Source organism: uncultured Algibacter sp., assembly GCF_947495925.1.
Classification (GTDB): Bacteria; Bacteroidota; Bacteroidia; order Flavobacteriales; family Flavobacteriaceae; genus Algibacter_E.
In genome coordinates this window covers 325,375-349,800 of sequence record NZ_CANMAU010000002.1, presented here as the reverse complement: position 1 = coordinate 349,800, position 24,426 = coordinate 325,375, and the positions used below count along the sequence as shown (strand labels likewise).

The 24,426-nt window shown below is 35.1% G+C and carries 13 protein-coding genes; all 13 read right to left on the bottom strand.

Annotated features, from left to right (window positions below):
- Positions 1-45 precede the first annotated feature (45 nt).
- The 13 genes from Q0857_RS04800 to Q0857_RS04740 all read right to left on the bottom strand — a co-directional run bounded on the left by Q0857_RS04800 (position 46) and on the right by Q0857_RS04740 (position 24,271).
- Positions 46-2,145, bottom strand: coding sequence for a gliding motility protein RemB (locus tag Q0857_RS04800; RefSeq protein WP_298532733.1), 2,100 nt, complete (start codon positions 2,143-2,145; stop codon positions 46-48).
- A 179-nt stretch (positions 2,146-2,324) separates the two neighbouring features.
- Positions 2,325-3,113, bottom strand: a complete 789-nt coding sequence (locus tag Q0857_RS04795; RefSeq protein ID WP_298532731.1) for an energy transducer TonB — start codon at positions 3,111-3,113, stop codon at positions 2,325-2,327.
- A 134-nt stretch (positions 3,114-3,247) separates the two neighbouring features.
- The gene (locus Q0857_RS04790) at positions 3,248-3,967 is read right to left on the bottom strand and encodes an energy transducer TonB (protein WP_298532729.1); all 720 of its coding nucleotides are present in this window, start codon (positions 3,965-3,967) and stop codon (positions 3,248-3,250) included.
- Between the two features lie 60 nt (positions 3,968-4,027).
- Entirely contained in the window at positions 4,028-4,405 is a 378-nt protein-coding gene (locus Q0857_RS04785; RefSeq protein ID WP_298532727.1) for a VanZ family protein, read from the bottom strand.
- A complete protein-coding gene (gcvH, locus tag Q0857_RS04780; RefSeq protein WP_298532725.1) occupies positions 4,398-4,778 on the bottom strand; it encodes a glycine cleavage system protein GcvH in 381 nt (126 codons plus the stop codon). Before gcvH ends, Q0857_RS04785 begins: the two co-directional genes overlap by 8 nt.
- A gap of 70 nt (positions 4,779-4,848) precedes the next feature.
- Complete coding sequence (gene sprA / locus Q0857_RS04775; protein ID WP_298532723.1) at positions 4,849-12,102, bottom strand: cell surface protein SprA; 7,254 nt, start codon at positions 12,100-12,102, stop codon at positions 4,849-4,851.
- Between the two features lie 6 nt (positions 12,103-12,108).
- Positions 12,109-12,690 (bottom strand): Holliday junction branch migration protein RuvA, encoded by a 582-nt coding sequence (gene ruvA / locus Q0857_RS04770; RefSeq protein ID WP_298532721.1) that lies wholly within the window; start codon positions 12,688-12,690, stop codon positions 12,109-12,111.
- A gap of 55 nt (positions 12,691-12,745) precedes the next feature.
- Entirely contained in the window at positions 12,746-15,040 is a 2,295-nt protein-coding gene (locus Q0857_RS04765) for an NADP-dependent malic enzyme (protein WP_298532719.1), read from the bottom strand.
- A 51-nt stretch (positions 15,041-15,091) separates the two neighbouring features.
- Complete coding sequence (gene queG, locus Q0857_RS04760) at positions 15,092-16,015, bottom strand: tRNA epoxyqueuosine(34) reductase QueG (protein WP_298532716.1); 924 nt, start codon at positions 16,013-16,015, stop codon at positions 15,092-15,094.
- Positions 16,016-16,055: 40 nt separating this feature from the next.
- Positions 16,056-17,078 carry a Holliday junction branch migration DNA helicase RuvB gene (ruvB, locus tag Q0857_RS04755; RefSeq protein ID WP_298532715.1) on the bottom strand — a complete coding sequence of 341 codons (1,023 nt, stop codon included), beginning with the start codon at positions 17,076-17,078 and terminating at the stop codon, positions 16,056-16,058.
- Positions 17,079-17,232: 154 nt separating this feature from the next.
- A complete protein-coding gene (locus Q0857_RS04750) occupies positions 17,233-19,125 on the bottom strand; it encodes an OmpA family protein (protein ID WP_298532713.1) in 1,893 nt (630 codons plus the stop codon).
- Between the two features lie 17 nt (positions 19,126-19,142).
- Positions 19,143-20,099 carry a type IX secretion system membrane protein PorP/SprF gene (locus Q0857_RS04745; RefSeq protein WP_298532711.1) on the bottom strand — a complete coding sequence of 319 codons (957 nt, stop codon included), beginning with the start codon at positions 20,097-20,099 and terminating at the stop codon, positions 19,143-19,145.
- A 26-nt stretch (positions 20,100-20,125) separates the two neighbouring features.
- The gene (locus tag Q0857_RS04740) at positions 20,126-24,271 is read right to left on the bottom strand and encodes a gliding motility-associated C-terminal domain-containing protein (protein ID WP_298532709.1); all 4,146 of its coding nucleotides are present in this window, start codon (positions 24,269-24,271) and stop codon (positions 20,126-20,128) included.
- Positions 24,272-24,426 lie beyond the last annotated feature (155 nt).

Here is a 24,426-nt window from a genome sequence, read left to right as displayed (position 1 = left end):
TTAGCAATAGGTTTAAGGCTAAAAAAAGTCAGGGCAATACTCTATTTAAAAATCAAAATACCAATTAAAGAGATCATTTCTTATTCCGAAACTAATCCAAGTGGTACTGTTTTTAAACGTTGCAGCGGTATTCGCTTCTGGGTTAAAATCCCTATAAGTAAAATCAGCAAAAATTTTCATATTTGACGCTGGGTTAACTAAATAACCAGCCTGTAAGTTCCCATTAAAAATCGTTGTCTTTAAACCTTGTCCCACTTCAACACCCGTGTCAAAAGGTCTATCATTATAGTCTCTATAGATATCTCCACCATAACTAAAATTATCAGTACCATCATTAAAATCGAAACCTTTGACCCCATATATAAGCTTTGCATTTGCAAACCATCGTTTATAATAATACTGTCCTATTAAAATAGTTTCATGAAAATTACCTCCCCAAGAATGTGCTTTAGATTCATTGGAATGCGCATAATTCAAGACAATCGTATTATGTGAATAAGTATATGGTCGTATTCTATTATATTCCAATTGAAGCATCAAATTGTCTACTTTAAAAGCATTATAATACTTAGCACCTAACTGGTATGCATATTTATTTTTCCAGCTTTTTTCTCCTCCTGAAATATCCGCAGTCGAGAATTCATCTAAAACAAATTGACCATAAAAGTAAACGTTGTCATTCCATTTATACTTTCCTGTTAACCCTAAAATAGCATTTCCTGCTCCTGATCCATTTTGAAATTCAATAGCTCGGTAAAAGATTATGGGATTCAAATAACTAATATCAAAACCTCTATTATTCGAATTTTCCCAAATTACAGATTCAAACAGACCAATATTTACCCTTTTTGACACGTTCCAACTTAAATAATGATTAGCAATATATTTCGTTAGGAAAGCTTTATCCTGCTCAACCTCAGGTCTTACATCTTTTAACCACATCCAAGTATTGGTATATTTCATCTTCCAAAAGTTCGTATTTATCTTAAAAAACGGATGAGGACTAGCTATATCACTCAAAACTAAAGATCGATAACCATCTCCAATAAAGGATTTTCCTTGCCCAAATTGAAAGTTAAAATATTTTGACGGCGTATATGAGAGATAAGCTTCGGCTACTGGGTAATCATAAGCGTCTTCTCCAAACCGTTTAGCAATTCCCCGTCCAGGAATAATGGCTGGATCAGAACCAAAAGCCTTTAAACTCTCAGCATATCTATTCACGTAATCTGCAAATCGCCCTTGGCTTTCAAAAAAGGCGGTATAAAAACTGAATTTTTTCCCTAAACCACCTTGAATCATAATTCCCCTTGTATTATTATAAGTGGTACTAAAATCGGCATCTGCATCTTTACCACCTTGCAAATCAAATAGAGGGTCAATAGTAAACCAATAATCTTTTGCTTGGTATTGCACTAAATGTTCGTTCCACAATTTTCGTCCACCCCAAGATTTTTTTTCTTTTTTTAACACATCCTTTTCAGCTGAGAAATCGTAGTATTGAACTACTTCAGAATACATAAATGGCTTAGAACCTGTATGACTATTAGTGCCAACTAGATTCATTGACCTGTCAAATTTAGCATATTCATTATGAACAAATGGAATATTCAATTGGCTAGTATATTCTGCATTGTCATATACCTTTCTTTGAGCAATAACACTATCAAATTCTCGAGTAGCTTGCTCTTCTAATTCTGTTTTTTTATTAACTTGAGCTAGATCTTGAGTAACCGCAGATTGATTCTCTAATGGAATTTTTATAGGGATTGAATACTGTTTAAATGTTTTTCTAGTATTATAACTAGCGGGTTGTACTTTCGGTAATTCTGAAAACACACGAACAGCTTCATCTTTTAATTCAGGATAAATAGCATCGGTATAAATAACTCTAAATTGTCCAAGAGTATCTACTTCAAAAAGCACGACAACCTCTCCTTTATAATTTTCATCATATACCTTTTGAGGTACTTGGAAATTATTATAAATAAAATCGAATACATTTTTATCAAAACATGCTTGTAAAGAATCTATAGCAACACCCTTACAATCTTCAAAAACCGGAGGCTTTTCAGGTAAAAATTTATTCTGTGAAAACCCAAAATATTGAGTAAAAAGTAGGAGAAATACAATGAATTGCTTCATGTTTGTGGCGACGATTTGATTTTGGGACGAAAGATACTATATTTTTTTAGATTCCTTAATTTACAGAAGATTCTGAAACGCTATTTACAACGAAATACTCGAGAAATTAAAAGCTAGCAAAAAACCGTTTCACATGTAGTGAAAACGGTTTTTCGTTTTGATAATACAGTGCATTCAATTTATTGTACCTGAAATATAATAGGTAAGTTATAAATAACACCTACATTTTTATCACGCTGCCTACCCGGAGTCATTTGCGGAATAAAGTTGATAACTCGCACAGCCTCTTCATCAAGCTTAGGGTGTGGAGACCTTGTAATAATATCGGTAACATGCCCTGCTTTATTAATCTTAAACTGTACATCTATTTTTTGCCGGCCTATTAAACCATAGGTGTCAGCAATATCTCCTCCTTCAAATTTTCTCTGAATGAGTTTTGAAATCTTTTCAGACATACATTTTTTCCTAGCCTTATTATCTTTAGATTTTTCACACCCTGGATATACAGGCACAATTTCAACAATATGAATTGGCACATCAGCCTCATCGGTAACACTAGGGAGATCTGGCAGAACATCTGGATGCAAAGGAGGGGTGTCATCAAATGTAGGTTCAGAGGTTCGCTTTTTAATAGGGTTTTCAGGTATGTCATCGTCTATAATTTCAAGCGCAGTGCTTTTCTTAATCATTTTCTTTAGCTTAACATCCTCTATTACGGGTTTCTCTTCCTTTACAAAAGGGATATCAACATACTCAGGCTCACCCAAATCAAGAGGAGGATCCACAGATGTATTATCTGTTTCAAATTTCATTTCTAGAAGCCCGAATGCTGCCAATAAACATACAACCAAGCCTATTTGAAAATAAAGGGTTGAGTTTTTTTGTAAATTTGCCTCATGCTTCTTTGATTTTTTCACGATTTTCTCATTTTGCCGAATGAGATCGTGAGTTTTCTTTTGATTACTCATAATTATAGATTTAATGTTAATATTTATGGTAAAGTCACAAGAAGCATACCAAAAAGAAATCCCGTTACATTGCTGTAACGGGATTTTATATTTTGGAACTCAGTATAAACTAAGCATTCTTTAAAGCATATTATTTAATCTTGAACTTGGAAAATAATTGGTAAAGAATACGGAACGTTTACTGGCTTACCACGTTGCTTACCTGGTTTCATTTTTGGCAATAACCCAATAACACGAGCTGCTTCTTTTTCTAAACCTGGGTGAGGTGCTCTAGCACGAATGCCTGTTATAGAACCTGTTTTATCGATTTTAAAAATAACGTTAATACGTTGTCTTCCTGATAAACCTAAATCACTCGCCAACTCCGTATTAAACTTTTTATTTACAAACTGAGATATCTTTTTAGACATACAGTCTCTTTTTGCTTGGTTGTTACCTTTTTCACATCCTGGAAAGATTGGCACATTTTCAATTACAGAGAATGGCACATCAATATCCTCCTCAACTTCATCAACCTCAATTTCTTCAACTTCAACGATTTCAGTTTCTTGATCTACCTCAGTCGACTCAATAACCGTTTCTTCAACCTCTTCTTCATCTTCTACAATCTCAATTACCTCAGGCGCAGCAGGAGGTGGTGGTGGTGGTGGTGGCGTTTGAATCTGTTCTGTTAATGGAATATCCTCTTCTAATTCTTCATCCATACTTACCATACCTATATCGATATCCGACTTATCGTATGTTTTAAAGTTAATGGCATAATTTGTAAGGAAAAGCATAAGCGCTAAACCAATGGCAAAGTAAAGTGAACTATTACGTCCAACATTTGCTTTCGGATTTTTTTTAGGTTCCATAATTTAAATCGTTTATCAAGATTGCTAAAATAACTATTTATTTATCAAAAAAACAAGTGTTCAGACGTTTTTAACGTGTAAACTTTTTTTAAAAAACAATATTATAGATGCTAACAATGCTCCTAGACTGTTTGCTAAAATATCGTAAATATCTAAAGCTCGAGATTCTGTCAATGTATCTTGTAATACTTCAATAAGTATACCAAAAAGTATTGAAGAACAAACTGCAATTAACATCGCTCGTTTTTTTTTCCAATTAAATGTTATTGAAAACGCGGCAAACCAAAAAATAGTCAGCAGAGCATATGCTAAAAAATGAAATATCTTATCAGCAAAAGAAATACCCGTATCTGGCAGATTATTAAGGGTTATCAAGCTTACTGTTGCAAGCGCAATTGTATACCCAACTGCCAAAACAAGTGCTATTTTTTTAAGCACCGATAAGGGTTTTATAATCGGCATCAGACATTAAGCCTTCAACTTGAGAAAGATCAGAACATTTAATTTTGATCATCCATCCGGCACCATAAGGGTCTGTATTCACACTTTCTGGTTCATCCTCCAAAGCTTCATTAAACTCAATAATTTCACCCGATAATGGCAAAAATAAATCTGATACTGTTTTTACGGCTTCAACCGTTCCGAAAACCTCATCAGCCTCTAAAGTTTCATCAAGTGTTTCTACCTCAACATAAACAATATCTCCTAATTCGCTCTGAGCAAAATCTGTAATACCAACTGTTGCAACATCTCCGTCCATCTTAACCCACTCGTGGTCTTTTGTGTATTTTAGTTCTGAAGGTAAATTCATTATAATTAATTTAAATATGTTTATTCAACAAATGTATTTATTCAATTTATAAATTCAAATAGATTATTTACTAATTCCCGAAATTATACCTGATTGTGAAACCAGACCTAATTGTTGTTTGAGGAAATGCCGTTGAAATCGCATAATCTGAGAACGTATAATCAAAATAGAAAATACCCGTTAAATTTCTACTAAAAGCGTAATCTGCCGTGTATTTAAGCCCCCAAATAGTTTGACCAGAGGTAATTTGGTTATTATCCAAATCTAGATACCTAATAATGGTTTTATTGTCTCTAACCGAAATATCTGCCTTCATATTTAAATCACTAACAATTCGTTTTGAAGGTCCAGCTAATTTTGAACGAATTCTTAAATCTTTAATTCTATAACCAAGTCCAATAATATACTCATTACCTTTTACTTCGGTTACTAAATTATTATCTAAACTTAGAGATAACAAGCGATCTTTCTTAATTTCAGTAAGTATTCTTACGGAGTTTTTCATCTCAAAGTCAAGCCTCATTAACGGGCTAAACATTTCAGTCAAGTTAACATTACTATATAAAACCTCATTTTTATAATTTCCAGATTGGTCTTTAGAACCCTCGGGCTGACTATTATAAGGTACTCCCGGAATTGGGTTCTCTCCGTCTTGTAAATTTAAATTAGTCGTAAATTGATTAATAGTATAAACCGAACGATACCCATGTGTTAGAGAAAAACGTTTGAAATTCTTTTTAAACCAAGCGAACTTCATAAAACCAGTATACTTCAAGTCCCAGTTAGGAATTGGTACATCTCTAAACGCTCTGGTTGTAATTTTATCGGCACTTTTACCCTGATATGCTGCTAAAAAAGAGGGTAAGAGTACTTTCTGGTTGTTTTTTCCAAAACCTTTAGGATATCCCTCTTCGTCCCTTTCAAAGCTATCATTACCATAAAAATCTCTAGCTAACCTATTCGCTATCGTCAACCTGTTAGTTCTAAAGTCATCAAAAGCTTGAGAATTCACCTCATCACTTTTTTGGAATGCTGTTTTAATTAGCAAGGTAGAAATATTGAAATTACCAAAGGTATTTGGAGTAAGCTGAATATATTCTAACTCGTCTCCTGAACCATCAACTCTAAAGTTTTCAGAATAATTCTCTAAATACCCTCTGTTAGCCACAATATCAATTTTCAAATCTCGCGTAGGTTGTAAACTAGCAGACATATCTATCTGTCTGGTATTGGTTCTCGTATATTGTTGATTAAACTGTGGAAATTCAGTTAACCAACCACGTCTGGCCGCTTCATATCTCACATCGGCCTGACCTCCAAATGTAAAACCGAGAGAAGGTTTTAAGGTACCTACAAAACCGGGAGTTTGTAGATAACCTGGTAAAAATGTACCATTATTTTCCGAATAATTAACTTGAATTCGTTTAACAGAAGTTAAAATATCAATCCCTGTATTTAAAATTTTGGTCCCTGTTTGGCTTTTAGACTTAGGTTTTGACTTACCCTCCCCATCAGGATTTCCTCCTGGAGGACCAGCAGCACCTGCAGTGCTCCTGCTTCTTGCTCTACTGATAGGTTTTTTTGTTAAACCTATATATCTATATAAACGATTCATATCTAAAGACGTATTTAGATTATGAACATTCGAGTTCTGTACAGTATGACCCAAATCATACGACCTTCCATCCAACTCAATATCTCCATACAAATCAGATCCTTTTTGCCATAAAAATGTACCTGTATATTGATATGTCGCATCTATAAAGCTAAATGTTGGTATTTTATTAAGCGGAATTTGATAGGTTAACCCAAAGTTTTGAGTTTGTCTATTCGGGTCCCCAAAATCCATAAGTCCATCCCAAATATCAAGAGTATTATCTTGTTCTCCTGCAATCAAATCATTATCAACAAAATAATTTCTAACAATATTACTATTAGCCGCCGTAAAATTTAATTGTAACGACCTGGTTAAATTATAATTTATTGCGTATTCGAAATCGAAGGTATAATTTCTTCTGAATAATTCTTCAATGGCTATATTATCTCCTGTTAAATCAACTTCTCTAAACTTTTGCCTATTAAACTGCCTATTCAGGTTTGAGTTTATCGTGAAGCTAGCAGGCATTAAATTTAAATTGAAATCTTTTAATATTTTCCAATACCTATTCATGAATATAGAATCATTTTTAGCAAATGGCTCGACCTCAACAGGATTAAAATTATGAGCATAATTAGCTCCTAAGCGTAATCTTTTATCTTCGGAATTTTCAATTTCAAAATCTCGATGTTCCACCTTGTTATAAGAGTAATTTAAAGTAAAATTCTCTACATCATAAAAACGCGGTTTCTTATCGGTAGTTCGTATTTTCCTAACCCCAATAAAATTAATACTTTGTCGCTTTGTATAATCTTCAGACTGTTCTTTAATAGCATCCTTTTCTTGTTGAGAATCGGCAGCTTCTATTCTGGAATCTAAGGTTAAATCTTTATAGAACTGATCGTACTTTGGAGTGATAAGTTCTTCGCCTTGCCCGTAATTAAATGGCAATTGGATACCCCATTTTTTCGGTAAAAGCTGACCTACATTTACATTAGTTACTACGTTGTATTGCTGAACATCTTCTAAAGCCCGTTGACTTGGTCCTTGCTCCAGAGAGCCAAACCCTGAAGTACTCTGACTTCCTGTTGCACTAATATTTGCAAAATCTGCAATATTAGTATCCATGCTCACTACAGCAGCCCAACCGCCTTCGTTATCCAATTCGGATAAACGCAGTTCATTAAACCATGTTTCCGTACAAAGTATTTTTCCCGAAGCATTTTTAACACCCATTATAAGTGTTCGCACATCTCCATAATTAGGGTTACCCTTTATAGCCACACGATGCTGCCCCAGTACATATCCAGAGAAAGGATCGGTAACTTTAATTACCTCACCATTTATAACATCATAAAACGTAGGTGCCTCGTTGCCTAGAGACATGTCTGAAATCCCTTCTGCCTTAATTTTTCCAAGAATTTCAATAGGCAAATTAATTTCATTTTCAACAGGCCACAGTCCTTCTCTAGTCGTAGATTCAGACACCTTTAATGGCAATTCAATTTGATAAAAATTGTCTGTTAAATCATTTCCAATTCTCACGAAACCAACTAAATCTTTATCATCAAGATTTCCAGAAACAAGGTCTTGATCCTCCACATGCATAAACATGCGCATGCGTTTATACTGACGCATATCAAGGCTTACATTTTTGAAAACTCCTCTGGAATCTTTAGGCTCTATATCGCAGACTTTCACAACCAAAGACTGCTCATTTTGACGCACCACCGTATTATTGTTAAACAATTGTTCTGGTTCAATTCCAGGAGGGCTTTGATATTGACCTTCATTTTCTAAAGTTCCTATAACCCCAACTGTAAACTCCGTATTATCATCAAAAGGTGGCGCCTCACTATCAAGGGGTACGGTTAAACGCCTCCAATCACTTCTAACCAAATCCAATGTTCCAAAACGGAACACAGTAGGTTCGCTAAATTCTTTTAAATACATTCTTGTAAACCTAACCGATCTTAAATCAGATATACCTCCAATCGCCTTTGCGTGATCTCCTTGTACTGGAACACGAAACTGATACCATCTCACATTTAACTGATCACCATTAGGCACTTCACGAGGACGCTCCTTATAATCTCTTAAAAATTGCTTTAAGGGATTACTATCTGGCATATTTTCAAAATCAGCAACGCTAGTTGGTAAATTTTGTCTATTAACATCCAATTCATATTCAAAATAACTATCAATAGTATTCATGGTGTTATCTCGATTCAAATCCTCAACATCTGGCTGGGTATTAGACCCTCTATCTGTATTTGAAAAGGAATCTGGCGTATTACCTTGAACTCCATTATACTTTCTATAACGTTCAAAAATGCCACCTTCTGTATTTAAGAAATACGTATAATTATCATTTGCCGGATCCTCACCAAACTCAGCTCCAAAAACATTAGCTTCATCTTGATCATCATAACCATCATAACCCACATCTTGATTCGTACGTTCTTCTCCTGTAGAATCAAAAGCATAAACTAAAGATTGATTTTGAGGCGTTACCGAACCCCAAGCCGTTGGCTGCAGTAAAGAAATATCACCATCTTTAGGTAAGCCATTTTCATAAAGTTTTTTACCATCTTTAATAATATCTTCTGAAATGTTTCCAAGATTGAAAACAAGCTTACCTCCCGGATTAGTGGGGTCTTCTTGGAATGGATCTTGTAACCAAAAATCTATATATTCAACATTCTGTTGCTCAAAATCTGTTGATGTTAGTTGCCTCGTAATACCTGCCCAACTATCCTGAGGGTTACTAATTATGCCACTAGTGGTTGCAGGATCAAAATTATATGGTCCACGTTCATCTGGGTAATACGCCAAATCCAAAGTAAAAAGCACAGAATTTTGCCCTTGGACTAAATCTCTATTTGGAAACAACTCGTTAATAAAAACACGGCTATTGTATAAACCGGAAATATCTTCGTCTGAAATATCATCTGGACGCTGACTACTATAAAATATAGGATCAATAGAATACCAGTTTAGCATACCTCTTTGATATCCATTCTGAATACCATTTTCGTCCTCATTCGGATTACTAGGTACGTTTAAACCTAAAGGCCTACTTGATAAAAACCAAGATTGTTGCGATTTTAAATCGATTCCATTTTGAGAGCCTTCAAAATCATCAATATATGAAGTCGCCTCTCCATTTAAGTCTGTTCCTTTAGGTGCTCCTGGAGCTAAATAGGCGAACTCACCCCGTATTGATAAGTTAGACTCAACATCGGTATCAATATTAGGTAATTTATTAACTAATCTTGTTAAAAAAGGCACTTTGGTTGCATAATTACCATTAAATCCAAAAATAGAATTGTTTATAGATTCTGTTCCGTAGTTGGCTTTTTGAGTAACTGGTCTTTCATTTAAATTTAAAAAAGTAGCCCCTAACAAAAAGTTATCATTGAATTTATGCTCTACATTTAACCCCGTAAAACGTCTGGTTTGTTGACCAAATACGGCGTTGTTTTCTGTAGATACTTCAATAGGTGTATTTGATGCCTTTAAAGCTTCATCAAGGATTTGAACACGTCCTAACTGATAATTTACGGTATAATCAATACCTTCCACTAATACACGTCCTCCTGCTGTAACTCTAACAGATCCTCTTGGCACATTAAATGAACCTATTGGAATTCCATCTCCTCCACTAGCTTTATAACGACCTTTTAACTTGAATTTATTTTTTTCTGATTCGTCTAAAGCAGCAGTTTTTGTACTCTTATATAGCACATCATAAACATACTTTGCCTGATCATCATTATAAGAAAGATTATCATCATAATTACCACCACCGAGTTTATTAAATAGATATTCACCAAAAGGTTCTGCGCTGGTAAATACTATTTTTCCATTTTGAGGTATTACGGTTATTCCTGGAACAAAATCAAAAAAACCATCTCCCCTAGTTTGAGGGTCATTGTTATAATTCAATTTATCTAAATTGAATACTCTCAATAATGGTACATTTTGAATTAAATCCTTTTCATCTGTATTCGGGCCAACAGGATTACCATTAATATCTACATCAAAATCAGCACCTACTGGTTTTATAAAATTTAAGGGTGATGCTTCATTATAAAATATGTTAAGTTTAAAATCTTCCTGACTTAAATTATAAGCTCCAGTATCGTAAATATTTTTCATCATCAAGTCCCATACTGGCAAATCAACATTAGTAACACTACTCTTTAGCATTTTCAGGATTAAATTTGAATTCACAACCGATATCACATCACCGTCTGGATTAGTTTCAACATCTGTTGCCTCAACACCATCATTTGCAAATTCACCAACTTGATAAACTTTACCTCCAACAGTATATTGAAATGCCACAGCCAATAACTCATCATTGTTTAATCTCTGATTTAACGAAATATAACCTAACTCTGTGTTTAAATTATATTCTTGACCAACATTAAGTTTTCTCGCATTTTCCATTTTCCCATAATCAAAACCTTCATTCACATTAGGCACTAAAATCCCAGCTTGAACTGTAGCTATATCTCTTATAGCTTCTGTAAGTTGTGACTCAGCCCCACCAATATTAGTAGGGTCAAAATCATTATTACCATTATCTGGAAGAGAATTTGCTCCAACATTAACAAAATTTGGTGGTGGCGTTTGTAAGCCTATTTTGTCAGATTCTCCTAAATCTTGAAGTGCTACGATATTTCTAACATTTTCGGTTCTATTACTCCTATTCGTTACCCAAACTTCAAGTCTTGTAATTTGTAGCCCCTTGTTGTTTAAAAAAGGATAATTCTTTAAAGCTTCATCATAATTATCTCTAAAGTATTGCGCTAAAAAGAAGTGTCTATTCTCATCATAATCTCGAATAAAAAAATCAAATTCCTCTACAGTTCCACCACCTTGCGCTATAACTGTGTTAGATTGCGATTTCTGCTCAGAGAATACACCAGTAACCGTTGTTTTGCCAAATTGAAGTTGCGCCTTCACACCAAATAAACTCTGCGCTCCAGTAATTAATGAACTATTAAGCGGCATGCTTACATTACCAACCTCTATTTTCTGAATAATATCATCTTCAGTAGGTGTATACTCTAATTTAATAAGATTCTGAAAATCAAAAGTAGATTGTGTGTCGTAATTTGCATTTATCTGAAGCCTTGTTCCAACTTTACCTTGTAAACTTAGGCTGATGCGTTGATCAAAATCAAAAGTAAAATTACTTCTATTTCTTGGAGAAAATGCCGGATTATCTTGCCTTGAATACAAAACACCTAAATCCATCTCTACAGATCCTTGCGGAATCACTTCTATGGTGTTGCCTCCAAAAATTGATTCAAATAAACCAGACTGTACATAAAATTCAGGTAATAAATTTTTCCTTGCATCTTCAGCTCCTTCCTTTTTTCCATCAAAAGCATCAATTTTTTCCTTGTAATAGTTTCTTTGGTTCTCTTGAGCTACCAAAGCGTAATATTCCTTAGGGGATAAAATAACCGGATAATTGATATTAAACCCACCTATTCGCTCTGTGTAAATATATCGATCTGTAATAGGATCGTAGGTATATTTAGATTCTATACTATTTGGATTTGGTGTTTTTAATCGTCCTATGTTATATCCTGTTTTAACCGAATCTTGAGGTGTTTGTTGAGACCAAACTCCCATTGAGTAACATAAAACAAATGCTAATAGACCTAAACGTTTAATCGATTTATAAATTTTAAGGTTAGTTAAGTTCAAAATATATTATAAATTTTTTAAAGCCTGCTTAATAATGGTTTCTACATCAGCATCTGGTTGAGCTATTATAATTTTATCTACCACACGCTCTGCTTGTTTTTTAACAAAACCAAGGACTTCTAAAGCAGATAACGCTTCATCTTTATTGGTATTGCCTTTAGAAACCGAAACCTCATCGAGATCATAAATTTTTAATATTTTATCTTTCAAATCAATAATAACGCGTTGAGCCGTTTTTGCCCCAATGCCCTTTATTGACTGTATTAATGCTACATCACCTGATGCTATACCTTCTCTAACTTGTTTTGGTGTTAAAGACGACAACATAGTGCGCGCGATGCTAGAACCAATACCACTAACCGATATTAACAATCTAAAAATATCACGCTCGGCTATTGACGAAAATCCATAAAGCGTATGAGAATCTTCTTTTACCTGAAGATGCGTGAATAATTTTAATTGTTCGTGATCAGGAATTTGGGAAAACGTATGCAAAGAAATGTTAAGCATATATCCTACTCCATTGCAATCAATAACAACATGGGTTGGGTTTTTTTCAATAAGTTTTCCTTGAATGTGCGTTATCATGAACTGTTATTCGTTAACCGACCAAATGTAATAAAATTATTTGCATTCCATTTACTTACTTTTCAGCATTTTCTAATTCAATTTTTTCTTTGTGCTGAGCATCAATTACAGCAATTGCGGTCATGTTTACAATCTCATCTACACTTGCCCCTAACTGCAGAATATGAACAGGTTTTTTCATACCCAACATAATTGGCCCGATAGAATCTGCTTCATGCAATTCTTTAAGCAGTTTATACGTAATATTGGCAGAATCTAAATTTGGAAAAACTAGTGCATTTACCTTTTTACCAACTAGTTTTGAAAAAGGAAATCTTTCTCGCAACATCTCGTCATTTAAGGCAAAATCAGTTTGTAATTCCCCATCAACAATCAAATCGGGATAATGACGATGTAAATATGCAACCGCGTCTCTTACTTTTGATGCTTTTTCATTACCTGAAGAACCAAAATTTGAATAGGATATCATCGCCATTACAGGGTTCATTCCAAACATTTTTATGACTTGTGATGTCATTTGAGCAATTTTTGCTAATGTTTTAGCATCTGGATCTACATTTATAGACGTATCACTCAAAAACATAGGACCACGTTTAGTCATCATAATATTAGTGGTGGCCGCTCTACTTACTCCATCGGCTAATCCAATAAGCTCTAACATAGGTTTTAACACGGTCGGATAGTTACGTGAATAACCAGAAATTAAACCATCTGCATCCCCTTCATTAACCATCATTGCTGCAAAATAATTACGTTCACGCATTAATTTTTGAGCAGAATAGAATGTAACACCTCGTCGTTTTCGTTGTTGCCAGTATACTTCAGCATAACGATTTTTACAATCGTTTTCATCTTCTGTTTTAGGGTCTCTAATATCTATGTCTCCTTCAAACTCTATCTCTGCCATCAGCGCCTCAATCGTTTCTTTTCTCCCTAATAGAATTGGAATAGCAATACCTTCTTCATATACAATTTGGGCCGCTTTGAGAACATCTAATTGATCTGCCTCGGCAAATACGATACGTTTTGGTTGTAATTTAGCCCTATTAAACAACAGTCTAACCAACTTATTATCAGAACCTAAACGTTCTAACAACACATCTTTATATTTACCCCAATCGCTAATTGGTTTTTTAGCAACACCACTCTCCATAGCTGCTTTTGCAACTGCTGGAGGCACCTCGGCAATCAATCTAGGGTCAAATGGTTTTGGAATAATATAATCTTTACCAAAAGTAAGTCGGGTTTCACCGTATGCTACATTTACTTGTTCTGGAACCGGTTCTTTCGCTAATTTTGCTAAAGATTTAACCGCCGCCATTTTCATCTCCTCGTTAATTATAGTGGCTCTCACATCTAATGCGCCTCTAAAGATAAAAGGGAACCCTAAAACATTATTAACCTGATTAGGATGGTCACTTCTACCCGTAGCCATAATAATATCCTTTCGGGTCGCAATCGCTAGGTCATATTTAATTTCTGGATCTGGGTTAGCCATTGCAAATACTATTGGATTTTTTGCCATGGCCAAAAGCATTTCTGGAGAAACAATATTTGCTTTAGAAAGTCCAATAAAAACATCTGCTTCCTTCATGGCTTCATCCAAAGTATCTATTTTTCTGTGCGTAGCGAACTCCGATTTTTCATTTGTTAAGTTTTCTCTATCATCCCTTATCACGCCTTTACTATCCAGCATGACCATATTTTCACGCTTGGCTCCGCAGGCTTGGTATAATCTAGAACAAGAAATAGCTGCGGCACCAGCACCACTTATTACAATTCTAACTTCATCCATTTTCTTTTCAGCAAGCTCAACAGCATTCAATAAAGCTGCTGCCGAAATAATTGCTGTTCCGTGCTGATCGTCATGCATTACGGGAATATCCAATTCTTCCTTGAGGCGTCTTTCTATTTCAAAAGCTTCAGGCGCTTTAATATCTTCAAGGTTTATACCTCCAAAAGTGGGTGCAATGTTTTTAACAGTTTCAATAAATGCATCTACATTTTCAGTATCCACTTCAATATCAAAAACATCAATATCTGCAAAAATCTTAAACAGCAAACCTTTACCCTCCATCACAGGTTTTGATGCTTCAGGACCTATATTTCCAAGGCCTAAAACCGCCGTACCATTCGAAATTACAGCGACCAGATTCCCTTTAGCTGTATATCTGTAAACTGAATCATTATCTTTTTCAATCTCTAAACAAGGCGCGGCAACACCCGGAGAATAAGCCAAAGACAAATCTCTTTGACTTGCGTATTTTTTAGTTGGAACAACTTTTATTTTGCCAGGAGTTGGTTTCGCGTGATATATAAGGGCCTCTCTTCGTTTACTTTCTTCGCTCATATGGATTATATTTTGAAACTAACAAATATAACAATCCTAACAAGGAAACTCTTATTCTTTTATGAAATTGATGTTTCTTTTTAGTCCGGAATATTTAGTACGTTTTACTGCGGAATTCTTAAATACTTTTCTAAAGGTATCTTCTGTAATTTCTATCCAGTCTTTTTTTGACATGGACAAGAGTTCTGGGTGAGGATTAAAAAGTGGTTCATTATGTGGTTTAGAAAATCGATTCCATGGACAAACATCCTGACAGACATCGCAACCAAACATCCAATCATCAAACTTTCCTTTAAATTCTATAGGTATGTTTTCTTTTAATTCAATAGTAAAATAAGAAATACACTTGCTACCGTCAACCACGTAAGGTTCGGTGATAGCTTGTGTAGGACAGGCATCAATACAAGCGGTACAGGTCCCACAATGATCAGTAACTGGCGTATCATAATCCAGCTCTAAATCAATAATAAGTTCAGCGATAAAATAAAAGGAGCCTACTTGTTGAGTTATGAGATTGGAATGCTTTCCTATCCAACCTAAACCAGATTTCGCAGCCCAAGCTTTATCTAGCACAGGTGCAGAATCTACAAAAGCTCGTCCTTGAACTTCTCCAATTTGTTCTTCAATAAAGTTAAGAAGGGACTTGAGCTTGTTTTTTATAACAAAATGATAATCATTGCCATATGCATATTTGGACAGCTTAAAACTATTATCATTTTGGATTTCCGTAGGGAAATAATTCAAAAGTAGAGAAATTACGCTTCTTGATCCTTCCACTAGTTTTGTTGGATCTAAACGCTTATCAAAATGATTTTCCATGTAGTGCATTTCACCATGCATATTGGCATTTAACCACTTTTCTAACCGAGGTGCTTCTTCTTCTAAAAACTGCGCTTTACTTATACCACAAGATAAAAAACCGAGACGTTTAGCTTCGGTTTTAATGAGTTGTGTATATTCATATTTAGCATTCATAATTTTAGGAATCTTGACTGGTTCTGAATGAGAAGATATTCTAAAATAATCCGCCTTGAACCGATCCTTTTGTTCTTCCTAAATGTTTATAGGCTTGTTCTGTTACTTCCCTACCACGTGGTGTACGCATAATAAAACCTTGCTGGATTAAAAAGGGCTCGTAAACCTCCTCTATGGTTTCTGGACTTTCACTTACTGCTGTAGCAATCGTAGTAATACCAACAGGTCCTCCCTTAAATTTATCAATGATGGTGGATAAAATTTTATTATCCATTTCATCTAATCCATGAGCATCAACATTTAAAGCTTCTAAAGCGTATTTAGCAATTTTAATATCAATACTGCCATTCCCTTTTATTTGTGCAAAATCTCTAACCCTACGCAATAAAGCATTAGCTATACGAGGTGTCCCGCGGCTTCTTCCCGCTATTTCTATTGCTGCTTCCATAGATATTGGAACGTCTAAAATAGTTGCACTACGCTGAATAATGGTTGTTAATAAATCGGTTTTATAATATTGAAGTCGACTCTGAATACCAAAACGAGCACGCATTGGAGATGTTAATAATCCGGAGCGCGTTGTTGCCCCAACCAGAGTAAATGGGTTTAAATTAATTTGAACTGTCCTCGCATTTGGCCCAGTTTCTATCATAATATCAATTTTATAATCTTCCATAGCAGAATACAAATACTCCTCTACTATTGGGCTTAATCGATGTATTTCATCAATAAATAATACATCACGTTCATCAAGATTAGTCAATAAGCCAGCCAAATCTCCTGGCTTATCCAAAACAGGTCCAGAAGTTACTTTAATACCAACATTTAACTCATTTGCTAAAATATGGGCTAGTGTTGTTTTACCTAAACCTGGAGGACCATGAAACAAAGTATGATCTAACGCTTCTGTTCTTAAGTTGGCAGCTTGAACGAATATTTGGAGGTTTTCCAATACTTGATCTTGACCCGTGAAATCATCGAATGAAAGTGGTCTTAACTTTCTTTCTACATCAATTTCATCAGGAGAAAAATTATCGTTTGTTGGGTCAAGGTTTTCGTTCATATCAATGCCCTGTTTAAACAGGAATGATTTATTTTTAAAAAAGGTATTATGAAATTATTTTCCCGTATGCACAGGAACGACTATTAGCAAATATAATAAAAAGCCTTTCCAAAATTGGAAAGGCTTTCTCTAATTAAACTGGTTATGATTCACTTTAATTTATAATTGTGAATTCACAACGCCTATTTATATCATATTCAGCTTCGGTACAATCGCTATCTTCCTCTATACAATCATTTAACGGTTGCATTTCTCCGTAACCAATACTTATTAATCGTTTTCTATCAATTCCTTGGCTAACTAAGTATTCTAAAGTAGAGGCTGCACGGCGTTTTGATAAATCTAAATTATATTGGTCTGTTCCCAACGCATCGGTATGCGCAGACACTTCAATCTCCATAAATGGGTATTTTTTCATTAAGTCCACCAACACATCTAGCGTTTTAGCCGCCTTTTCTTTAATATCTGATTTGTCAAAATCAAAATAAATTTTATCCAATCTAACCCGTACTTCGCCATCTTCACTCTCTTCAATATTTTCTTCAGCATCAGAATAAGCTTCTAAAGATAATTCAATGTTATGCTGAGATTTTCCTTGGCTATTTGTTGAAAACTCAACATCTTGAGGGATGTAAGCTCTACGCGTCCCTCTAATCTTATATCTTTTGTTATATTGGATTTTAAAAATATAATACGCATCGTCTCCTACAATAGTATCCTGTATCACTTGATTAGATTCGTCAAATAAGGTTACCAAAGTCCCGCCCATATATTCACCAGTATGCATATCCTTGGTAAAACCTTCAACCTGATAAACGGAAAGTTCATTTTCTTCTCTAGTGAAGCTGTATATTCTATCGACACCACTCCTGTTTGAAGACACATTCCCTTTCTCTTCTCGCTCCAATACAGTATAGGCGAAGTCATCAAAATTACTATTAACAGGAGTTCCTAAATTAATAGGTTTACTAACCTCATCATTTATTATAATACTTCTAAAAACATCTAACCCACCATAACCTAAATGTCCGTTTGAAGAAAAATAAAGAATATTAAATTCACTAATAAACGGAAATTGTTCTCTATGTATTGTATTTACTTTAGGTCCTAAGTTTTCAGGTTCACCGTAGAAATCACCATTAATAGTAACCCTATATAGATCAAAACTACCTAAGGAACCAGGCATATCACTAGCAAAATAGAGCGTCTTCTCATCTTTATCTAAAGCGGGATGTTGAACGCTATAAGATTCGGATGAAAATGGAAGTTCAACAATATTTGCCCAAACACCATCAACCAATTCTGCCTTATAAATACTCACTTGAGCTATTTTACTTCTATCTGCTTTTGTTCTTTCGACAATTTTTGTTCTATTAAAATACATGGTTTTGCCATCTTTGGTAAAAATGGCATTACTTTCATGATTATCTGTATTGATCTCATCTGAAAGCGATTCAATATTTTCAAGTTTATTTTCCTCCGATAAAGTGGCTTTATATAGATCTAAATATGGTAATTCATTCCAAGCGTATAATAAACTGTCTTTATTTTTCGCAGAAGCAAACACCACGTTATCTTTTTCTAAATAAGACAAACCAAAATAACTATCAGCATAATCACACTCTATTTCTTCAAGTTTAAATATTTGAGGGGTTGAACTTGCCAAAGAATCCATAAATGCTATCGTATTTATTTCTTTTTGAAAATATTTACTTAAATATTTATCAGCTTCTTTATATTCTTTATTTCCTTTTAGGGACTGGGCATACTTAAATTGGAATTCTCTATCGATACCAGATTCTGGAAATTTTTCAAACAATTCCTTGTAACTATTTAATGCCTGTGCAAAATCTCCGTTATAATAATAACAATCACCTAAATTTTCAAGTACTTCTTGTGTACGTTTTTTGGTCTCATATATTTTAGCCGCCTCAACATAAGCTTTTATATCAAAAAGTTTGTTGGCCCTTTTCAGGTTGCCATTTTGAGCAAAAGACATACTAATGGCTAATAAAAAGCTGACGTGTAGATAAAAATTCTTTTTCATGTCTTTTTATTTAAATGCTAAAAGAATCGTGGTGAGCGATCATATCCTCCTTCTAATTTAAAAAAGTCAATATCCCAAAGGATAAATATTTCATGAGATCCTGAATTGAATTCGCTAAGGTTGGTGATGGAATAATCATAAGCATAACCAATTCTTATTTCTGGCGTCACCCTAAAATTAACCAAGGCACTAACAGCATCATCTAATCTATATGCCAATCCTGCTTCAATCTTTTCATTAAACAGTACATTTGCCGTGATATCTATAGCTAATGGCGCTCCTGTTACCGCCTTTGCCATAAATGCCGGTTTAAACTTGATGTTCCGGCTCATATCAAACACATATCCTCCAGTAAAGAAATAATGCACATTCTCTGTACCTGTAGCACTAACTCCATTTTCGGTTTCCAGATGCTTTCTAGACAATATATTTGGTGCTGATAAACCCAAATAAAAATTATTTTTAAAAAAGAAAGCTCCAAAACCTAAATTTGGAAATGTTTGACCAACATTATCATTAAAGGCTACATCTGTAGTCCTATCTCCCGACTGTAAAACAAAACCATCAAAATTAGCATTATAAAAACTGACTCCTGCTTTGGCTCCAAAAGACAATTTACTATCTAAGCCCACAGGGATTACATAGGCAAAATCGGCAAAAATATTATTCTCATTAACAACATCACCAATATTATCATTCGTAAATGATATCCCCACCTCAATTCGTTCATTTAAGGGTTTATGAGCAAAAAAACTAGCTGTTCTTGGCGCACCTTCCAGACCAACCCATTGGGATCTGTACAAACCTCCTAAATTTAAAACATCCAATTCACCAGTAGCATAAGCAGGGTTTATTACGCTCATGTTGTACATATATTGTGTAAACTGCGGGTCTTGCTGCGCAAAACTACCTATAGACCACAGCAGTACTCCTAACAATGCTATAGTTCTATAATACACAATTAATTGTTTCATTTCTTTTATTTTTTACAATCTCTGAATTATCTACTTAAATAAATACGTCCTTGTTCTGGTGCATTTTCGCCATCGTTAAAATTAAATATATAGAAATACACCCCTACTGGTAAGTCTCCATCAGAAATGGATCTCGATTGGTTTGAAGTTCCATCAAACCTAGGTGTATCAGCTCCTCCCTTGTACACAATATTTCCGTAGCGATTGTAAATTTCCATCATAAAATCAGGATACAGTATACTCAAGAAGTCTATATCTAATGTATCGTTAACCCCATCTCCATTTGGAGAAAAACCATCAGGGATTTTTGGTTTTTCGCATGCTGTAACATCAGGAGTAACAGATAAACGGACACTACTTTCGCACCCTGAAGTCGCATCAGTTAACGCCGCATAATACGTGGTATTTGTTAAAGTGGAAGTACTATCATATGCCGTTCCTCCCGTTTCTGCATCATACCATACAACGTTATCTGTTTCTTTGTCAAATTCATAGATATTTAAAGATAAATCGTTAATTGTTGGTCCGTCACTTATACAATAATCAGCATTAGAATCCTTTAACGTAGGCGTTGGTGCATCATTAATTATAACATCTACTTGAATTGCTACTGAAGACTCACAGCCTGTACTATTTGTTTGTGTGGCAAAATAGTCTTCCTCATCAACTAAACTATCTGAATCTAATAATGGTAGCGATAATTCGGCATCTTCATACCAATTTACGGTTCCTGTTGAACTAATACTACTCGCCAAATCTGCAACTGTAGGATTATCTATTAAACAATACTCCGGACTAGGGTTTAAAACAACTACGGCAGGTGTATCATTAATGACTACTATTATTTCTGCCGCATCTTCAGGAGAACAAGGTGCTACAGATGTTACCGTATAAGTATATGTACCTTGTGAATCAATTGCTGGATCAAAAATGCCTGTCCCGCTAGCTAGTGATGGCAACCATGTGCCTCCAGATTGCGCTGTACTTCCTAATAAATCAAACAAATCAGTTGGGGCATCAACCACACAAATAGTTAACGTATTGTCCGATCCAGCATCTGGTGCTTGAGTTACTGTTACAATAACTTCACTTGTAAATGTTCCACATGAATTTACCAATGAATAAACATATGTCCCTGAAGGATCTATAGATGGATCAAAAAGTCCTGTACCACTTGCTAGAGTTGGAGACCAAGTACCACCTATATCTGCAGGTCCTATAAGTGAAAATAAATCTGTAGAATCACCATCACTACAAATATCCAAAGTATTATTGGTTCCAGCATTCAAGGGTTCTTCAATATCTAATGTAATGGTAGTCTCTGTATCAATACAGGGTAAAGAAGCTGTAACCATATATGTAAATTGATAACTTCCTGGAGCTACGCCGGTGGCATCAAAAACATTTCCGGTTAATACTCCAATACCATCATTATTTAGCCATGTTCCTCCCGAATCCTGTGAGCCATCCAATGCATTAAATAAATCTACATTGCTGTCATTATCGCAAGCGGAAAAAGGCATGGCTATTCCAGAATTTGGAGATTGATAAATAGTAGTTGTTACACCAATTCTTACAGAAGACTCACAACCCGTAGCGGTGTCTGTTTGAACCGCAAAATATGTTTCTCCATTGATTAGTGGCGTCCCACTATCCAAAAGGCTTCCTCCGGTTAAGTCGTCGTACCAGTTAATCCCTGTTCCTGAAGCATTTAACTCTAAAACAGTAGCCGAATCACAGAATTCCTGATCTGAAGCAGCTACTGGAGGCACGATATCATTAATAATAATGCTTACTGTAACATCTGCATCATCACAGCTTCCAATAGCATCAACATTATATGTGAAATTAGACGTTCCAATTGGTAAATCATTTAAGCTTACGCTACTTCCTGATAATGTCCCAGTAACATCATCATCATTCCATGCACCAGTTAAATCTGCTCCCGTTAACAAGTCGAACAAATCAAGTGTCTGACCTATAGTTAACACAGATTTACAGTATTCTGCAGGCCCGTTTGGGGTTCCAGATTCAGGTGCATCATCAATTGTTACAACCACCGTCGAACTGTTCGCACATCCATCAGAAGCAGTTATTGTATACGTATAATTATATGAACCACTATCTAGAATAGTCAAATCCACATTACTACCCGTTAAGGCTCCTGAAGCATTATCATCCTGCCATATACCACCTGGATCAGCACCACTCAATTGCCCAGTCAGGTCTAAAGGTGAGTTTGCAACAACATCATTTTCGCAAAATACTGCAGGCATAGGCGTTCCTGTATTTGGTAAAGCAATAATACTAATCTGAACAGTAACTAACTCATCAATACAGCTTCCAATGGGGGTTACCTCATAAGTATAATTATATGTTCCAAGCGTTAACACAGATAAATCGACTAAGTTTGAAGTTATTGCTCCAGAATTGTCAACTCCAATATACCACGTACCTGGTTGATCTGCGCCAGTTAGCATATCAAATAGGTCATAATTTACTGGGGCTAAACCTAAACAAAAATCTGCAGGGGGATTTGCTACTCCCGAATCTTGACCTTCTTCAATGTTTATGGTAATTATTTCAGTATCGCTACAACTGCCATCACCAACTGTATAATTAAAACTGTATGGGCTTCCCAAAAACGTAAACCCAGTAATATTTAGTAGGTTTGAAATAGGATTATTACTTGCATCCCTCCACACCCCAGAGTTATTACTTTGAGTACCATCAAGAGCCATAAACAAATCGAAAGGAGAATTTGAAATTAAATTGTTCTCACAAAAGGTCTGATTAATGGCATTACCGGCACTTGGGTCAGACAATATATCTACTTGAATAGTAGTTGATTCTTCACCACATACATTAGGGCTCAGGTTTTGAGTATATGTGTAAAAATATGTTCCTTCGGTTAATGTACTCAAGTCAACCGGAGATGTAACCACAGGATCTGTACTTAATGTTCCCGCCGTCCATTGTCCTCCAGAATCCTGTCCCGTTAATTGTGCAGACAAATCGAATGAGGTAGGCAAACTTGCAACACAAAAAGTACTAGGACTTAGACTTATTGGTGTTCCTGAGGATAAAGGTTCATAGATAGTAATTGTTATATCAGATGTAAGATCAGGGCAAGTTCCATTTGCAGGGACTGTGTAGACAAACACATAAGTTCCTGCTGTTAAAGCAGAAATATTAACAGTTCCCAGGTGATCAGATGATACCGCTATGGGGCCAGTCCAAGTTCCAGTATTATCTTTTGGGTTTCCCAATTGATCAAATAGATTAAAATCAACATCAGGAAGTTTACTTTCACAGAAACTAAGCGTATTGGACACTCCCGATTCTTCACTATTAATAGTTACTTCTACAGGAACTGGATTACTCGTACAAAATATATCATCAATTTGTAAATAATAGGTTTCTCCATTAACCAATGGATCTGTGGGGAGTAATTGATTAATAGGATTTCCATTACTATCTAATCGTTCATACCAAAAAAAGTCTGATGCTACATTAGGATCTAAATCAGCTACAGTAGGATTTGAACCTGAACAAAATAACTGATTTGGATCTGGTGTTGGGTCTGCTGGTGTTGGAGACACACCTATCTGTCCCCTTTGAATTTGACTTTCACAATTGCCTGTATCTATAAATACGGTATAATAAGTAGAAAATCCAATGGGTACAACATCAGTAGGACTTACTGGGCTTGTTAATCCTATATCCGTATAAATCTCAACCGAACCCCCTACAGGAATAAATGTTTGAAGTACGTCATCAATATAAGTTTGAAACGTAGCATTTTCTTTACTACAATATAATTTATCAGGAAGAGTTCCTGAACCATCAACAACAAAATCAACAAATAAAGACGTTCTTGTACCACAACTACCCGTGCTATCTCCCGCATAATATGTCCCCTCAAACACTAGTTCATTAGGAGCAAAGGCAGTGCCTCCTGTTGCCACATTATACCACGCAATGCCATTTCCAGCATCAGTAACAAAAGTATTTAAATCATTGAATGTATATCCTGCTCCACCAATACATATACTAGGGTTTGGATTATCAACCGTAGGGCATTGTGCGAAAACATTAAGGCTTATACCAAAAAGCAAAAAAGTAAAAAGTGCATTACAAAATACAAAACTCGATAAAAAGCTAGTTTTCATAATCATAGGTTTAGGATTTGGCATAAAAATTTGAGTATATCTCAGAGTCAAACCGATACTCCACGCAATTTAACAGATTTTTTTGATGTTTTGTCGGATTTTTAATATTTTTTTTTATCATGCAATACAATTACCATAAAACGCAAAAAAGCTCA